We start from the raw sequence: 15,671 nt of genomic DNA on the forward strand, positions 1-15,671 counted from the left end.
CGCAGGTAGATTCGAAAGCAGGCACCTCGCCGCCCGCACGCGGCCGGGTGCCTCTCGACCAACGACAGCAGGAGTGATTCGCGTGGATCGTGTCGCGCTGCGCGGCCTCAAGGCCCGTGGGCACCACGGCGTCTTCCCCCGGGAGCGGGAAGAGGGCCAGACCTTCATCGTCGACCTGGTGCTCGGCCTCGACACCCGCCCCGCGGCAGCCACCGACGACCTGGCCCGCACCGTGCACTACGGCGTGGTGGCCGAGGAGGTCGTCGACGTGGTGACGGGCGAACCGGTGGATCTGATCGAGACGCTCGCCGAGCGCATCGCCCAGCAGTGCCTGAAGCACGAAGGCGTCCAAGAGGTCGAGGTCGTGGTGCACAAGCCGGACGCGCCGATCACCGTCCCCTTCGACGACGTGACCATCACCATCACCCGGAGCCGAGCATGACCGCATTTTCGACCGAGGGGCAGAGCGACCCGACCGTACAGCCGGTTCCGACCGCCGTCGTCCGGCAGGTGGACGCCGCCGACATCACCCTCTCCAACCCCAAGATGGCCGTGATCTCCCTCGGCTCCAACCTGGGCAACCGCCTGGAGACCCTCCAGGGGGCCGTCGACGCCCTGGAGGACACCCCGGGCCTGCGGGTCAAGGCCGTCTCCCCGGTGTACGAGACGGAGCCCTGGGGCGTCGAGGCGAACTCGCAGCCCTCCTACTTCAACGCGGTCATCCTCGTGAAGACGACGCTGCCGCCCGCCTCGCTGCTGGAGCGCGGCCAGGCCGTCGAGGAGGCCTTCGACCGGGTCCGCGAGGAGCGCTGGGGGCCGCGCACGATCGACGTCGACATCGTGTCGTACGCCGACGTCCTCTCCGACGACCCGGTGCTCACGCTCCCCCACCCGCGCGCCCACGAGCGGGCCTTCGTCCTCGCCCCCTGGCACGACATGGACCCCGAGGCCCAGCTGCCCGGCGCCGGACCGGTGGCCCAGCTCCTCGCGCAGGTCGGCCGCGACAGCGTGCTGCCCCGCGCCGACCTGGAACTGCGTCTGCCGGAGTAATCGTTAGGCTCGACGGACGGTGGTCCGGCGCACGGCCGGACCGGGCACAGGCGGCGCGAAGGGCGGCTCACGCGGTGAAGCAACTACGGCTCGGGGTACTGGCGGGCCTCTTCGCCGCCGCCGGTGTCCTCTCCTGGGGCGGGGCCCGTCTCTGGGACTCCTTCGGCACTCTGCCGAGCGTCCCGCTGGCCGCGTCGATCGTGCTCGCCGTGATCGCGGTGATCCTCCTCGCGACCGCCCTCTCCACCCGCACCCGCCTCCGCGCCCAGCGCGAACGCCGCCCCGGCGCCAAGGGCGTCGAGCCCCTGTTCGCGGCCCGCGCGGTCGTCTTCGGCCAGGCGAGCGCCCTGGTGGCCGCCCTGGTCGCCGGCATGTACGGCGGCACGGGCGTCTTCCTCCTGAGCTACCTCGACATCCCGCCCCGCCGCGACCAGGCCATCTACGCGGGCGCGGCGGTGATCGCCGGCATCGGCGTCATCGCCGCCGCCCTCTTCCTGGAACGCGTCTGCCGCCTCCCGGAGGACGGCAACGACCACGACGGCACGGGCACGGCGGCGGCGTAACGCACGACGAGGGCCCGGCTGCCGCCGCTTCCACGGCAGCCGGGCCGGTCATGCCGCCACGCGGACCAGATGTCCGTTGACCAGGAACGTGGGATGCGGCTGGAGCCGGTATCCGTACAGGGTGAACGGCTTGCCGGGCGCGGGACGGGGTCGCACGGACTCGACGGTCACCCAGCTCGACTCCACGGGGTCGGCGTCGTGATGCTCCGGCCGGAAGGTCCCGCGGGCCGCCCAGCGGTCCACCACGACCAGGTGCGACGCGAGGCCGTTCCTCGCGGGGGTGAACCGTGCGCCGATGATCCCGGCGAGGTCGACGAGGAACGGCACATTGGCGCTGACCGGGGTCCGGCCGGCCCAGTGCTTGGCACGGCACCCGTCACCGTCCGCGTACCCGTCGAGGAAACCGTCGAAGACCTCACGGTCCCGCAGCACGACCCGCGGAAACGCCTGTCTCATGTGGTGCGCGTCGCCACCGGCGTACTGGCGCAGGGCGTCGGCGAGGTAGGAGGACACCACCCGGACCCGGAAGCCCGGTACGTCCCGCCCCAGATACCCGGAGGGCCGGACGACGGGCTGAAGCCGTGCTTCCAGGCCGGTCGCCTCCGTGAGGCACCTCGCGTAGCGGGTGGCGAACGCCTCGTCGTTCACGACGAGCGACACGTAGTTCTTGCCCACCGTGCCGTCGCCACAGGTGGCCCCCACGAAATAGCCGAACGCGTGTCCCATGCGGAACGTGAGCCGTTCACGGCAGAGCTTGCGCGCGTGGGTCCACTCGATGGTTCTGCCCGCCGCGTCCTCGGCACGGATCCAGCCACCCGGTGTGGCCAGGAGAAGATCCCCGGAGACCGTGAAGGCCGCATGACTCGTGGCGACCTCCACGGCCGTTCTGACCTTGACGGCCGTCACGTCCGTGACCGTCGTCCGTACCGCGCGGTGCCCGTGCAGCGTCCACAGCCTGGTGCCGACAGCGATCTCCCGGGCCCGGAGACGCCCTCCCACCGCGTTCACGGTCTGCCTGCTCGGTAACCCGTCGCTCATGCGGCGCTCCTCGGCCTGTCCACCCTCACAGGCCGAGGAGCGTATCGGGCACCACTGACAGGGCTAGCGCGCCAGTATGAGGCTCATCGCCTCGGCGCGGGTCGAGGCATCGCGCAGCTGTCCGCGTACGGCCGACGTCGTGGTCTTCGCCCCGGGCTTGCGGATGCCCCGCACCGACATGCACATGTGCTCGGCCTCGATCACCACGATCGCGCCCCGCGCCTCCAGGATCCGCATGAGCGAGTCCGCCACCTGCGTGGTGAGCCGTTCCTGCACCTGGGGCCTGCGGGCGAAGACGTCCACCAGCCGGGCCAGCTTCGACAGGCCGGTGATCTTGCCGGAGTCGGCCGGTATGTAGCCGACGTGCGCGACGCCGTGGAAGGGCAGGAGGTGGTGCTCGCAGAGAGACATGATCTCGATGTCCTTCACCAGGACCATCTCGTCGTGCCCGAGATCGAACGTCGTGGTGAGCACGTCCTCGGGTTCCTGCCGCAGACCGGCCAGAATCTCCTTGTACGCCCGCGCCACCCGCCCCGGCGTCTCCCGCAGGCCCTCGCGGTCCGGGTCCTCTCCGACGGCGAGCAGCAGTTCGCGTACGGCCGCCTCGGCCCGCTTCTCGTCGAATTCGCCGATCGAACCCTGGCCGTCCAGCGTCACCGGGTCGGTCATCTGTGCCTCGTTCCTCTGTGCCGTTCCGTGCGCGGGTTCGCGATCGGACATCGCTGGCATACGGAAAAGCCGCGCCCCCACAGGCTAGAACCTGGGGGGCGCGGCATGCATTCCGGAACCGGTGCGGTGGCCCGTGACGGGCGTCTCACCTGCTGTGGAGCGCGGACTAGCTGTTGTTCTCCGGACGGTCCTCGGGGATCGCCTCGGTGGACGGGGCGATGTCCTTGGTCAGGTCCGCCGTCGGGGCGATCTCCGGCGGGGTGGCCGAGCCGTTGGCGCTGCCGTTGGTGAGGGCGAGCTCCTTGGGCGAGAGGACCGGGGGCCGCGTCGACGGGGTGCGCCGGGCGGATCCGGTCCAGGCCGGGCGGGCCGGGCGCTTGACGATCGGGGCGAAGATCTCGGCGATCTCGTCCTTGCCCAGCGTCTCCTTCTCCAGCAGTTCGAGCACCAGGGCGTCGAGGATGTCGCGGTTCTCGACGAGGATCTCCCACGCGTCGTTGTGGGCGGTCTCGATGAGCTTCTTGACCTCCTCGTCGACCAGGGCCGCGACCTCTTCCGAGTAGTCGCGCTGGTGGCCCATCTCGCGGCCCAGGAAGGGCTCCGAGTTGTCGCCGCCGAACTTGATCGCGCCGAGACGCTCCGTCATGCCGTACTGCGTGACCATCGCGCGGGCCGTCGCCGTGGCCTTCTCGATGTCGTTCGCCGCACCGGTGGTCGGGTCGTGGAAGACCAGCTCCTCGGCCGCGCGCCCGCCCAGCATGTACGCCAGCTGGTCGAGCATCTCGTTGCGGGTCGTGGAGTACTTGTCCTCCTCCGGGAGCACCATCGTGTAACCGAGGGCGCGGCCGCGGGAGAGGATCGTGATCTTGTGGACCGGGTCCGACTGGGGGGAGGCCGCCGCGACCAGGGCGTGTCCGCCCTCGTGGTACGCGGTGATCTTCTTCTCCTTCTCGGACATGATCCGGGTCCGCTTCTGCGGGCCCGCCACGACGCGGTCGATCGCCTCGTCGAGGCTCTCGTTGTCGATGAGCTTCTTGTCGCTGCGCGCCGTCAGGAGCGCCGCTTCGTTGAGCACGTTCGACAGGTCGGCGCCGGTGAAGCCGGGCGTGCGCCGGGCGACGGCGCCGAGGTCGACGCCCTCCGCGACGGGCTTGCCCTTCTGGTGCACCTTGAGGATCTCCAGGCGGCCCTGCATGTCGGGGCGGTCGACCGCGATCTGCCGGTCGAAGCGGCCCGGACGCAGGAGCGCCGGGTCGAGGATGTCCGGGCGGTTCGTGGCGGCGATCAGGATGACGCCGCCCTTCACGTCGAACCCGTCCATCTCGACGAGCAGCTGGTTGAGCGTCTGCTCGCGCTCGTCGTGACCGCCGCCCATGCCGGCCCCGCGGTGGCGGCCGACGGCGTCGATCTCGTCGACGAAGACGATCGCCGGGGCGTTCGCCTTGGCCTGCTCGAAGAGGTCACGCACGCGGGAGGCGCCGACACCGACGAACATCTCGACGAAGTCGGAACCGGAGATCGAGTAGAACGGGACGCCCGCCTCGCCGGCGACGGCGCGGGCGAGCAGCGTCTTGCCCGTACCGGGCGGGCCGTAGAGCAGGACGCCCTTGGGGATCTTGGCGCCGACGGCCTGGAACTTCGCCGGCTCCTGGAGGAACTCCTTGATCTCGTGGAGCTCCTCGACGGCCTCGTCGGACCCCGCCACGTCGGCGAAGGTCGTCTTGGGGGTGTCCTTGGTGATCAGCTTGGCCTTGGACTTGCCGAACTGCATGACCTTGGAACCGCCGCCCTGCATCTGGTTCATCAGAAACAGGAAGACGACCACGATGAGGACGAAGGGCAGCAGCGAGAGGAGGATCGAGACGAACGGGGACTGCTTCGACGGCGAGACGGTGTAACCCTTCTCGATGTCACCCGCCTCGAACTTCTGCTGGAGCGTGTCGGCGAGCTCGACGCCCTGGTTGCCGATGTAGCTCGCCTGGAACTTGCTGCCGGACTCGCCCGGCAGCTTCTGGCCGTCCTTCAGCTCGACCTTGAGGATTTGTTCGTCACCGGTGGTCAGCTTGGCCTGCTCCACCTGGTTCTTACTGATCGCCTGGACCACCTTGGCGGTGTCCACCGTCTTGTAGCCGCCCGACGAGCCGACGACCTGCATCAACACGACCACGGCGAGGACGGCCAGCACGATCCACATGACCGGCCCACGGAAGTATCGCTTCACGTCCATCCACACGGAGCGAAGACGCCCCGTCCCTCCTGCCCGTAGGTAAATGCTGCTGTTTGAAAAGAGTGTTCTTCGGACGGTACCTCAGCATGGGCACCCGCGACCGCTGGGTGCAGCGGAGAAACCTGCTTTCGAAGCTCCAACGGCCCGGAGGCGGTGAGGGTTCCCCGGCGGCCTGCCCGGGGGTCAGCCGCCGTAGACGTGCGGGGCCAGCGTGCCGACGAAGGGCAGGTTGCGGTACTTCTCCGCGTAGTCCAGCCCGTAGCCGACGACGAACTCGTTGGGGATGTCGAAACCGATCCACTTCACATCGATCGCGACCTTTGCGGCATCCGGCTTGCGCAGCAGGGTGCAGACCTCCAGCGAGGCCGGCTCCCGGGAGCCCAGGTTGGACAGCAGCCAGGACAGCGTCAGTCCGGAGTCGATGATGTCCTCGACGATCAGGACGTGCTTGCCTTTGATGTCGGTGTCGAGGTCCTTGAGGATCCGCACGACGCCGGAGGACTGGGTGCCCGCCCCGTACGAGGAGACGGCCATCCAGTCCATCGTGACGGGGGTGGACAGCGCACGCGCCAGGTCCGCCATGACCATCACCGCGCCCTTGAGGACGCCGACGATCAGCAGGTCCTTGCCCGCGTACTCCGCGTCGATCTTCGCGGCCAGCTCGACGAGCTTCGCGTCGATCTCTTCCTTGGTGAGGAGCACCGACTGAAGGTCGGTACCCATGTCCTTCTCGTTCACCCACGTCTCTTTCTGTGCTGCCGACGGCCCGTTCCGCCGGTCCGGGTGCGCCCGGGCCGGCGGCGGTTCGTCTGCACTTCAGCCGCTCGCGCGTCAGCTCTGCCGAATGACCAGTCTGCCACCCTGCCGCAGCGCCTCGACGCGGCCGGGCAGGTTGATGGCCCGCTGGCCGCGCCAGCCGGTGATCAGGCGGTCGACTTCTTCGAGGTGCCGGGCGAAGAGGGAGCCGGCGGGCGCCCCGGCCTCGATCAGGGCGCGGCGCAGCACCCGGCGGCGTACCGCGGGGGGCAGGGCGTGGAGCCCCGCGCACTCCAGGCGGCCGGTCTCGTCGCGCACGGTCAGCTCGGCCTCGGCGGCCCAGGTGTCCAGGGCGTCGGCGTCGTCGCGGGAGAGCTGGGCGGTACGGGCGAGGGCTTCGACTACGCCTTTGCCGAGCGCCTTCTCCAGGGCGGGCAGCCCTTCGTGGCGGAGCCGGGAGCGGGTGTAGGCGGGGTCGATGTTGTGCGGGTCGTCCCAGACGGGGATCGACTGGACCAGGCAGGCCTTGCGGGCGGTCTGCCGGTCGAGCTGGAGGAAGGGGCGGCGGTAGCGGCCGGCCGGTCCGGAGGCGGCGGCCATGCCGGAGAGCGAGCGGATGCCGGAGCCGCGGGCGAGGCCGAGGAGGACGGTCTCGGCCTGGTCGTCGCGGGTGTGGCCGAGGAGGACGGCGGCGGCGCCGTGGCGTTCGGCGGCGGCGTCCAGCGCGGCGTAGCGGGCGTCGCGGGCGGCGGCTTCGGGGCCGCCCTCGCGTCCGACGTGCACGGCGACGGCCTCGACGGGGTCGAGGTCCATGGCGGTGAGCCGGGTGACGACCTCGGCGGCGCGGAGGCCGGAGCCCGGCTGGAGGTTGTGGTCGACGGTGATGCCGCCGGCCCGGACGTCGAGCTTGCGGGCCTCGAAGGCGAGCGCGGAGGCGAGCGCCATGGAGTCGGCGCCGCCGGAGCAGGCGACGAGGACGAGCGGGGTGTCGGGCCGTTCGGGGAGGGCGGTCAGGGAGCCGCCCGCGGCGGCGGCCTCGGCGTAGGGGGAGCCGGCGGCGTGTGCGGGGCGCCTGGCCGCTTCGGCGGGCCGGTCGGGGCCGGCGTACCGGTGGAATTCGGTGATGACGTCGTGGAGTACGCGGCGGACCGCCAGGCGTATCGCCGCGACCGCAGGATGGGGACCCATGTCCGGTGCCCTTCGTGGAGTTCGGGAGGAGCGTCGAGCGCCGGAACGCGTGAGTCCCGTCACTCAGAGTGCGTCGATGGTGACAGAGGCAAGCTGTTCATCGAGCATTGCACGCCTTCCCGGGCCTCCATGGTCCCTCGGATGGGTGATTGGGGGGCGAATATCGGTCCCTCGGGACTGCCCGGGGCGTCCGATGGTCAGGATTCGGCCTTACGGTGCACGCGCGCGACCCAGTCGGCGGGCTTGGCGATCTCGGCCTTCGTCGGGAGGGTGTTGGGCGAGGTCCAGACGCGGTTGAAGCCGTCCATGCCGGCCTCGTCGACGACCGACCGTACGAACTTCTCGCCGTCCTTGTACTGGCGGAGCTTGGCGTCGAGGCCGAGGAGCTTGCGCAGGGCCTGGTCGAGGCGGCCGGCGCCCTGGGCGCGGCGCTGCTGGAACTTCTCGCGGATCTCGGAGACGGAGCCGACGACGTCGGGGCCGACGCCGTCCATGACGTAGTCCGCGTGTCCTTCGAGGAGGGACATGACGGCGGTGAGGCGGCCGAGGACCTCGCGCTGGGCGGGGGTCTGGACGATGTCGACGAGGCTGCGGGTGTCGCTCTCGCCCTGTTCGCCCTCGGGGCGGCCGCCGGAGAGGGACTGGGCGGCCTCCCGGAGGCGTTCCAGGAAGGTCATCGGGTCGACGTCGGTCTCGTCGAGGAACGTCTGGATCTCGCCCTGGAGGTGGTCGCGGAGCCAGGGCACGCCGGTGAACTGGGTGCGGTGGGTCTCCTCGTGGAGGGCGACCCAGAGCCGGAAGTCGTGCGGGTCGACGTCCAGCTCGCGTTCGACGTGGACGATGTTGGGGGCGACGAGCAGGAGCCGGCCGCCGCCGTTCGCGGAGGCGGGCAGCTCGCGGGTGGCCGGGGCGAACGTCTCGTACTGGCCGAGCACCCGGGAGGCGAGGAACGAGAGCAGCATGCCCAGCTCGACGCCGGTGACCTTGCCGCCGACCGCGCCGAGGACGGCGCCGCCGGGTCCGCCGGAGCGGCGGCTCTCCATCTTGGCGAGCAGGGGCTGGAGGAGTTCGCGGAATCCGGCGACGTTGGCCTTGATCCAGCCGGGGCGGTCGACGACGAGGACGGGGGTGTCCTCGGGTTCGGTCCCCTCGGGGATCATCCGGGTGAAGAGCCGGACGTGTTCCTCCGAGGCCTTGGCGTGCCGCCGGAGCTCCGCGACGACGGCGCGGGCCTCCTCGCGGCTGATGTCGGGCCCGGGCCGTACGAGCCGGGTCGCGGTCGCCACCGCGAGATTCCAGTCGACCATCTGGGCACCACCGATGCTCGTCATGCGTCAACCGTACGTGAGGCTGTCGTCCCTTGGTGGGGTGTTGCGCCGCTCTTCGGGGACGGCCCCGGGCTCAGCCGCCCGTTCCGGCGAGTGCGGTGGCCAGGGCGTCGAGGGCGGGTTCGGCCTGGCCCGCGTCGATGCTGCCGGAGGCGAGGAAGGCGAAGGCGAGCAGCCGGCCCTGCCGGTCGACGACGGTGCCGGCGAGGGAGTTGACGCCCCGAAGGGTGCCGGTCTTGGCGCGGATCAGGCCGGTGCCCGCCGCGTCCGGCGCGTACCGGCCGCCGAGGGTGCCGCTGAAGCCGGCGATCGGGAGGCCGGTGAGGACCGGGCGGAGTCCGGGGCGGTCGGGGTCGGCGGCGCGGGCGAGGAGCGCGGTGAGGAGGGCGGGGGTGGCCCGGTCCCTGCGGTCCAGGCCGCTGCCGTCGGCGAAGTGGGCGCCGGCCGTCGGGACCTTGAGCTTCTTCAGCTCGTTGGTGACGGCGCGGCGGGCCCCGGCGAACGAGGCGCTCTCGCCCTTGGCGATGGCGGTCTGCCGGGCGAGGGCCTCGGCGATGTCGTTGTCGCTGTTGGTGAGGGTGCGCTCGACGAGGGCGTCGAGCGGGGCGGAGCGGTGGGTGGCGACGGTGCGGGCGTCCTCGGCGGCGCGGGCCTCGCGGGGGGCGCCGGAGACCTTGACGCCGGCCTTCTTCAGCGCGGCGGCGAAGGTGCGGGCGGCGTCGCCCGCGGGGTCCTCGCTGCGCTCGGCGGTGCCGCGGTCCGTGTCGTCGAGGCGGCCCTCGTTGACCATCAGAGCCGTGACGGGCGCGATGTTCTCGTTGGGGCTGATCGGGTGGAGCACGGGGCCGGTGTAGCGGGAGATGTCGTAGGCCAGCCGTACGGAGTCCCGGTCCTCCTCGCGCAGGGCGTCGGCGGTGTCGGCGGCCATCGCGCGCAGGGCCGCCCTGCTGAGCGTGGGGTCGCCGCCGCCGACGAGGGTGACGGTGCGGGAGTCGGGGGACAGCGCGGCGGTCGTGGCGATGCGGTGGTCGGGGCCGAGGACCGAGAGGGCCGCGGTGGCGGTGGCGATCTTGATGGTGGAGGCCGGGGTCATCGGGGTGGTGGCGCCCTGCTCGTACAACTGCTCGCCGGTGGCGGTGTCGATGACGGAGGCGGCGACCTCGTCCCCGAGTCCGGGTTCTCCGATGAGCGGGGCGAGGGTGTCGCGGAGTGCGGCGGCGTCCTGGGGGGCGTCGTGGGTGGTGGTGCCGAGGGCGGGCAGGACGGCCGGGGCGCTGGGGGCCGGGCGGGGGCCGTCGGGCGTCGGGCGGCCGTGATGTGCGCCACCTGTGCGGTCACCGGCGGCTGCGAGTGCCCGCTCGGCCTTACGCTGACCGTTGTCCCAGGGGCCGGCGGCGAGGACGGCGCCGGCGGCGACGACCAGGCCGAGCGCTGCGGAGCCTGCGATCACCTGCCAGGTGTACGTCCCGTTGCGCTTCTTCGTCAGGATCTTCGGCCCGCCCCACGGGTCCGAGGGGCGCATCGACGGTTCTTCCACCTGCTCGGCCACCGCTGACCAGCCCCTTTCGCGAGCACACTTCTGCGTGGGGGACACTTAATCACCAGTCGTATGTGTTGATCATGGAGGAGCCACCCGTGGAGTTCGACGTCACCATCGAGATCCCGAAGGGTTCGCGGAACAAGTACGAGGTGGACCACGAGACCGGTCGGATCCGCCTGGACCGTCGACTCTTCACCTCGACCAGCTACCCGGCCGACTACGGCTTCGTCGAGAACACCCTCGGCGAGGACGGCGACCCGCTGGACGCGCTGGTCATCCTGGACGAGCCGACCTTCCCCGGTTGCCTCATCAAGTGCCGCGCCATCGGCATGTTCCGGATGACCGACGAGGCGGGCGGCGACGACAAGCTGCTCTGCGTCCCGGCATCCGACCCGCGCGTGGAGCACCTGCGGGACATCCACCACGTGTCGGAGTTCGACCGCCTGGAGATCCAGCACTTCTTCGAGGTCTACAAGGACCTGGAGCCGGGTAAGTCCGTCGAGGGCGCCGACTGGGTCGGCCGCGCCGAGGCGGAGGCCGAGATCGAGGCCTCCTACAAGCGCCTTGAGGCGCAGGGCGGCGCGCACTGACGTCCCTCTTCCGGTTCCGTTTGTGAGCCGGACGGCCGTCTTCGAACGGGCGGTACACCTTCGCGGGTGTGCCGCCCGTTTCGCTGTCCGTTTCGCTGTCCGCACTTCCGCGCGTGCGGGGCCCATGCCGGTGGCCATACTGGGCACACGTGCGGCGGGGCGACCCCCAATGACGTGCAGTCGAGCAGGAACGAGGTCGAGTGGTGGCGGAATCGGGCGGTCCTGAGGACCAGAAGCCCCAGTCCGACGAGGCGCGGAGCGCTTTCGCTCCGCCCGCCGGGACGATGCATCCGGTGTCGCCGCCCGAGGAGGACCATCCGACGTCGGAGTTCGCGCTCCCGACCGGGGTGCAGCCGGAACCGAGCGGTCCGGCCGGCCCGGGCGGCGGCCCCGGGGGCGGTTCGAACTCCGACACGCTGAGTTCCGCTTTCACGCCGCCGAGCACGTACCGGGCCCAGCAGTCGCCGCCCGCCTTCACCCCGGCGCAGGGCATTCCGATGGTCAAGCTGACCAAGGAGGCGCCCTGGCAGGACCGGATGCGCACGATGCTGCGGATGCCGGTGACGGAGCGTCCGGCGGCCGAGTCGATCCAGCGCACCGACGACGACACGGGTCCGGCCGTGCCGCGCGTGCTCGACCTGACGCTGCGTATCGGGGAGCTGCTGCTGGCGGGCGGCGAGGGCGCCGAGGACGTCGAGGCGGCGATGTTCGCGGTGACCCGGTCCTACGGCCTGGACCGCAGCGAGCCCACGGTCACCTTCACGCTGCTGTCCATCTCGCACCAGCCGTCGCTGGTCGACGACCCGGTGACGGCGAGCCGTACCGTACGCCGCCGGGGCACCGACTACACGCGTCTTGCGGCGGTGTTCCGGCTGGTCGACGACATCACCAGTACGGACGCCGAGGTGTCGCTGGAGGAGGCCTACCGGCGGCTCGCGGAGATCCGCCGTAACCGTCACCCGTATCCGGGCTGGGTGCTGACGGCGGCCGCCGGGCTGCTGGCCGGTTCGGCCTCCGTGCTGGTCGGCGGTGGGTTCCTGGTGTTCATGGTGGCGGCGGCGGGCGCGATGCTCGGCGACCGGCTGGCGTGGTTGTGCGCCGGGCGCGGGCTGCCGGAGTTCTACCAGTTCACGGTGGCCGCGATGCCGCCCGCCGCGTTGGGGGTGGCGCTGACGCTGACCCATTCGACGGATGTCCGCCCGTCCGCGGTGATCACCGGTGGGCTGTTCGCGCTGCTGCCGGGGCGGGCGCTGGTGGCGGGGGTGCAGGACGGGCTGACCGGTTACTACATCACCGCCTCGGCCCGGCTGCTCGAAGTCATGTACTTCTTCATCGGGATCGTCGCGGGCGTGCTGATCGTCCTCTATCTGGGGCTCCAGCTGGGGGCGCAGCTCAACCCCGAGGCCCGGTTCACGCCGTACGACGAGCCGGTGGTCCAGATCCTGGCGTCGATGGCGCTGAGCCTGGCCTTCGCCGTGCTGCTCCAGCAGGAGCGGTCGACCGTGCTGGCGGTGACCCTGAACGGCGGCGTGGCCTGGATCATCTTCGGGGCGATGGCCCGGACCGGGGGCATCTCGCCGGTCGCGGCGACGGCGGTGGCGGCCGGACTGGTCGGCCTGTTCGGCCAGCTGTTCTCGCGCTACCGGTTCCACTCCTCGCTGCCGTACATCACGGCGGCGATCGGGCCGCTGCTGCCCGGTTCGGCGACGTACTTCGGTCTGCTGGGCGTGGCGCAGAACGAGCTGGTCACCGGGCTCACCTCGCTGTCGACGGCGGTGGCGACGGCGCTGGCCATCGCGATCGGGGTGAATCTGGGGAGCGAGATCTCGCGGCTGTTCATGGGGCTGCCGGGGGCGATCGGCGGGGCGAGCCGCCGGGCGGCGAAGCGGACCAGGGGGTTCTGAGCCCGCGGCCGGGACACCCCCGTACGGACGGACGACGCCCCACCCCGCGGAACTTCCGGGGTGGGGCGTCGTCCTGCTCGTTTACGGAGTCTCGCGTACGAAGGTGGGGTCAGCGCTTGGCGTGCCGGCCGCGCTGGCCGGAGGAGGGGCCGTTGTTGCCGCCGGGGGCGCGGCCGGAGCCGTCGCCCGCCTCGGCCGGGACGGCCTTCTTGCCCTGGCTGCGGGCCCGCAGGACCTCGATCACGATCGGCACCACGGAGATGAGCACGATCAGGATGAGGATCATCTCGATGTGCTCGTGCACGAAGTCGATCTTGCCGAGGAGGGCGCCGAGCACGGTGACGCCGACGCCCCAGAGGATCGCGCCGACGATGTTGTACGTGATGAAGGAGCGGTAGTTCATCCGGCTGACGCCCGCGATGATCGGCGTGAACGTACGCACGATGGGCACGAAGCGCGCCAGGACCAGGGACTTCGGGCCGTGCTTCTCGAAGAACTCGTGGGCCTTCTCCACGTTCTCCTGCTTGAAGAGGCGGGAGTCGGGGCGCTTGAAGAGGGCCGGGCCGACCTTGCGGCCGAAGAGATAGCCCACCTGGTCACCGACGATCGCGGCCACCGCGATCAGCGTGCACACCAGCCACAGCGGGTACTTCAGCTGGCCCGTGGTCACCAGCAGACCCGTGGTGAACAGCAGCGAGTCGCCGGGCAGGAAGAACCCGATCAGGAGGCCGGACTCGGCGAAGACGATGAGGAGCAGGCCGGGGAGCCCGAACGTGTTGAGCAGATAGTCCGGGTCCAGCCAGCTCGGTCCGAGCGCAAGCGTATTCAAGGGTCCGGGCTCCAGGATGAGGGGTGCGATGGCGGCTCTGTGGCCGCCCCAAGCTATCAACGCCCGATGCGTGCCCGTGGTTCCAGTGGCGCACAGTGGGAATGCGCATCCTACGAAGCGGCCCGAAGCTGATCACAGGAGGTGCCACCACTATGGGCATTGAGGAATTCGGCGGCGGCCAGACGGCACAGGCGGATGTGCTGGTCGTCACCACGAACGACGTACCCGGCTACCAGGTGACCCAGGTCATCGGCGAGGTCTTCGGGCTGACCGTCCGGTCGCGTCACCTCGGCAGCCAGATCGGGGCCGGGCTGAAGTCGATGATCGGCGGCGAGCTGAAGGGGCTGACCAAGACGCTGGTCGAGACCCGCAACCAGGCGATGGAGCGGCTCGTGGAGCAGGCCCGGGCCCGGGGCGCCAACGCGGTCCTGATGATGCGGTTCGACGTGACCGAGGCGGCGGACGTGGGCACGGAGGTCTGCGCGTACGGGACGGCAGCGGTGATCAGCAAGGTGTGACGCGGGGCCGGGCGGCGCGGCGTGACGTCCTGCGTGCGGGCCGCCCGGTGTGACGTCCTGCCTGCGGGCCGCCCGGCGTGACGCGGGGCCGGTTGTGACCAACTTAGGGGTTATGCCTGATTTGTCGGCCTAGGGTGGGCCGGTGGCCCCCGAAACCCCCGCGTCCCCGCCCGCTCCCCCACAGCCGCCGCACCCCCCGCACCCGTCGGCCACCCCGGCCCGGCGGCTGCTGCCGCTCGTTCTGCCCGCGATCGCCGTCGGCGTCGTCTGCGCGCTGATCCTGCTCGGGGTGAGCCTGCTGGCGGAGCGGCTCCAGGACGTCCTCTGGGAATCCCTGCCCGACGCGCTCGGGGTGGGGCGGTTCTCCTCGCTGTGGATGGTCGCGATGCTCACCGCGACCGGCCTCGCGGTGGGGCTCGTCCTGCGGGCCGTGCCCGGCCACGGCGGGCCCGATCCGGCCACCACCGGGCTGGTCGACGCCCCGATGCGGCCCGGCATCGTGCCCGGGCTGCTCCTGGTGACCGTTCTGGCGCTGGCGGGCGGGGTGAGCCTCGGGCCCGAGAACCCGATCACCGCCGCCAACATCGCCCTCGCCTTCTGGCTCGGCCGACGGTTCGCGCCCGGCGCTCCGGGCGAGGTGTGGGTGGCGCTCGCGGCGGCCGGGACGATCGGGGCCCTCTTCGGCACCCCGGTCGCCGCCGCGCTGGTCCTCTCCGAGGTGCTGGCCTCGCAGCCGGGCCCCGGGGCGTTCTGGGACCGGCTGTTCGCCCCGCTCGCGGCCGGTACGGCGGGCGCGCTGACCATGTCGTTGATCGCGGCGCCCAGCTTCGACCTGTCCCTCCCCGCGTACACCGGTCCGCACTGGGGCGATCTGCTCTCCGCCCTGCTGATCGCCTCGTCGGGCGCGCTCCTCGGGCTGCTCGCGGTGTACGCGTTCCCGGTGGCGCACAGGGTGTTCGCGGCGCTGCGGCACCCGGTGCTCGCCCTGACGGTGGGCGGTCTCGTGCTGGGGCTGCTGGGCGCGCTGGGCGGGCATCTCACCCTGTTCAAGGGGCTCGACGAGGTGAAGACGCTCGCCGGGGACCCGGACGGGTGGTCGGCCGGGGAGTTCGCGGGGATGGCGATCGTGAAGATGGCCGCCCTCGTGATCGCGGCCACGTGCGGCTTCCGGGGAGGGCGGATCTTCCCGGCGGTCTTCGCGGGGACGGCGCTCGGGCTGTGCGCCCATGCGCTGGTCGACGCGGTCCCGCCGTCGCTCGCGGTGTCCTGCGCGGTGCTGGGCGTGCTGCTCGCCGTCACCCGACAGGGCTGGGTGAGTCTGTTCACGGCGGCGGTGCTGGTCGGCGACACGTCCGTGCTGCCGCTGCTGTGCGCGGCGACCCTGCCCGCGTGGCTGCTGGTCACGGGGCGGGCCCAGATGCAGCTGGACGCGGACGGGAAGTCGCTGCGGTGAGCCGGTCAGCGGCGGCGT

15 protein-coding genes are annotated in these 15,671 nt (G+C 71.5%); 7 read left to right on the forward strand and 8 right to left on the reverse strand.

Features of this window, described 5'->3' with window-relative positions; translation table 11 throughout:
* Nucleotides 1-82 precede the first annotated feature (82 nt).
* The 3 genes from folB (at nt 83) to IE140_RS33250 (ending at nt 1,613) form a co-directional block, all read left to right on the forward strand.
* The gene (gene folB / locus IE140_RS33240) at nt 83-442 is read left to right on the forward strand and encodes a dihydroneopterin aldolase (RefSeq protein ID WP_003968268.1); all 360 of its coding nucleotides are present in this window, start codon (nt 83-85) and stop codon (nt 440-442) included.
* The gene (gene folK / locus IE140_RS33245; protein WP_093445355.1) at nt 439-1,050 is read left to right on the forward strand and encodes a 2-amino-4-hydroxy-6-hydroxymethyldihydropteridine diphosphokinase; all 612 of its coding nucleotides are present in this window, start codon (nt 439-441) and stop codon (nt 1,048-1,050) included. Before folB ends, folK begins: the two co-directional genes overlap by 4 nt.
* A gap of 74 nt (nt 1,051-1,124) precedes the next feature.
* A complete protein-coding gene (locus tag IE140_RS33250; RefSeq protein WP_030720723.1) occupies nt 1,125-1,613 on the forward strand; it encodes a DUF3180 domain-containing protein in 489 nt (162 codons plus the stop codon).
* A 48-nt stretch (nt 1,614-1,661) separates the two neighbouring features.
* Here the strand turns inward: IE140_RS33250 and IE140_RS33255 are convergent, their stop codons facing one another.
* The 7 genes from IE140_RS33255 to dacB all read right to left on the reverse strand — a co-directional run bounded on the left by IE140_RS33255 (nt 1,662) and on the right by dacB (nt 10,341).
* Nucleotides 1,662-2,651, reverse strand: coding sequence for a hypothetical protein (locus tag IE140_RS33255; protein WP_229827006.1), 990 nt, complete (start codon nt 2,649-2,651; stop codon nt 1,662-1,664).
* 63 nt (nt 2,652-2,714) lie between these two features.
* On the reverse strand, nt 2,715-3,320 hold the full coding sequence (gene folE, locus IE140_RS33260; protein WP_030581782.1) for a GTP cyclohydrolase I FolE: 606 nt from the start codon (nt 3,318-3,320) through the stop codon (nt 2,715-2,717).
* Between the two features lie 166 nt (nt 3,321-3,486).
* Nucleotides 3,487-5,547, reverse strand: coding sequence for an ATP-dependent zinc metalloprotease FtsH (gene ftsH, locus IE140_RS33265; RefSeq protein ID WP_093445354.1), 2,061 nt, complete (start codon nt 5,545-5,547; stop codon nt 3,487-3,489).
* Between the two features lie 183 nt (nt 5,548-5,730).
* A complete protein-coding gene (gene hpt / locus IE140_RS33270) occupies nt 5,731-6,270 on the reverse strand; it encodes a hypoxanthine phosphoribosyltransferase (protein ID WP_003968263.1) in 540 nt (179 codons plus the stop codon).
* 108 nt (nt 6,271-6,378) lie between these two features.
* Nucleotides 6,379-7,491 (reverse strand): tRNA lysidine(34) synthetase TilS, encoded by a 1,113-nt coding sequence (tilS, locus tag IE140_RS33275; RefSeq protein WP_093445353.1) that lies wholly within the window; start codon nt 7,489-7,491, stop codon nt 6,379-6,381.
* A gap of 197 nt (nt 7,492-7,688) precedes the next feature.
* Nucleotides 7,689-8,822 (reverse strand): Rv3626c family coenzyme F420 biosynthesis-associated protein, encoded by a 1,134-nt coding sequence (locus tag IE140_RS33280; RefSeq protein ID WP_150196299.1) that lies wholly within the window; start codon nt 8,820-8,822, stop codon nt 7,689-7,691.
* 70 nt (nt 8,823-8,892) lie between these two features.
* Nucleotides 8,893-10,341: a D-alanyl-D-alanine carboxypeptidase/D-alanyl-D-alanine endopeptidase gene (gene dacB, locus IE140_RS33285; RefSeq protein ID WP_189460980.1), complete on the reverse strand. Its 1,449-nt coding sequence runs from the start codon at nt 10,339-10,341 to the stop codon at nt 8,893-8,895.
* Between the two features lie 113 nt (nt 10,342-10,454).
* Here dacB and IE140_RS33290 point away from each other — a divergent pair, with 113 nt between their 5' ends.
* The gene (locus IE140_RS33290; protein ID WP_003968257.1) at nt 10,455-10,949 is read left to right on the forward strand and encodes an inorganic diphosphatase; all 495 of its coding nucleotides are present in this window, start codon (nt 10,455-10,457) and stop codon (nt 10,947-10,949) included.
* Nucleotides 10,950-11,149: 200 nt separating this feature from the next.
* Entirely contained in the window at nt 11,150-12,853 is a 1,704-nt protein-coding gene (locus tag IE140_RS33295) for a threonine/serine exporter family protein (RefSeq protein WP_093445352.1), read from the forward strand.
* A 109-nt stretch (nt 12,854-12,962) separates the two neighbouring features.
* On the opposite strand, the gene IE140_RS33300 is transcribed toward IE140_RS33295, so the two are convergent.
* Complete coding sequence (locus IE140_RS33300; protein WP_093445351.1) at nt 12,963-13,682, reverse strand: DedA family protein; 720 nt, start codon at nt 13,680-13,682, stop codon at nt 12,963-12,965.
* Nucleotides 13,683-13,834: 152 nt separating this feature from the next.
* Here IE140_RS33300 and IE140_RS33305 point away from each other — a divergent pair, with 152 nt between their 5' ends.
* Nucleotides 13,835-14,200 carry a YbjQ family protein gene (locus tag IE140_RS33305; RefSeq protein ID WP_019762066.1) on the forward strand — a complete coding sequence of 122 codons (366 nt, stop codon included), beginning with the start codon at nt 13,835-13,837 and terminating at the stop codon, nt 14,198-14,200.
* Nucleotides 14,201-14,342: 142 nt separating this feature from the next.
* Nucleotides 14,343-15,653, forward strand: coding sequence for an ion channel protein (locus tag IE140_RS33310; protein ID WP_150194921.1), 1,311 nt, complete (start codon nt 14,343-14,345; stop codon nt 15,651-15,653).
* The last annotated feature ends 18 nt before the right edge of the window (nt 15,654-15,671 follow it).

Source organism: Streptomyces parvus (assembly GCF_014648875.1).
GTDB lineage: Bacteria > Actinomycetota > Actinomycetes > Streptomycetales > Streptomycetaceae > Streptomyces > Streptomyces parvus.

What these genes read in the sequence shown, in the direction of transcription:
- folK (WP_093445355.1), top strand. Translation starts at nt 439, where the DNA reads ATGACCGCATTTTCGACCGAGGGGCAGAGCGACCCGACCGTACAGCCG.
- IE140_RS33255 (WP_229827006.1), bottom strand. Translation starts at nt 2,651, where the DNA reads ATGAGCGACGGGTTACCGAGCAGGCAGACCGTGAACGCGGTGGGAGGG.
- folE (WP_030581782.1), bottom strand. Translation starts at nt 3,320, where the DNA reads ATGACCGACCCGGTGACGCTGGACGGCCAGGGTTCGATCGGCGAATTC.
- ftsH (WP_093445354.1), bottom strand. Translation starts at nt 5,547, where the DNA reads ATGGACGTGAAGCGATACTTCCGTGGGCCGGTCATGTGGATCGTGCTG.
- hpt (WP_003968263.1), bottom strand. Translation starts at nt 6,270, where the DNA reads ATGGGTACCGACCTTCAGTCGGTGCTCCTCACCAAGGAAGAGATCGAC.
- tilS (WP_093445353.1), bottom strand. Translation starts at nt 7,491, where the DNA reads ATGGGTCCCCATCCTGCGGTCGCGGCGATACGCCTGGCGGTCCGCCGC.
- IE140_RS33280 (WP_150196299.1), bottom strand. Translation starts at nt 8,822, where the DNA reads ATGACGAGCATCGGTGGTGCCCAGATGGTCGACTGGAATCTCGCGGTG.
- dacB (WP_189460980.1), bottom strand. Translation starts at nt 10,341, where the DNA reads ATGCGCCCCTCGGACCCGTGGGGCGGGCCGAAGATCCTGACGAAGAAG.
- IE140_RS33305 (WP_019762066.1), top strand. Translation starts at nt 13,835, where the DNA reads ATGGGCATTGAGGAATTCGGCGGCGGCCAGACGGCACAGGCGGATGTG.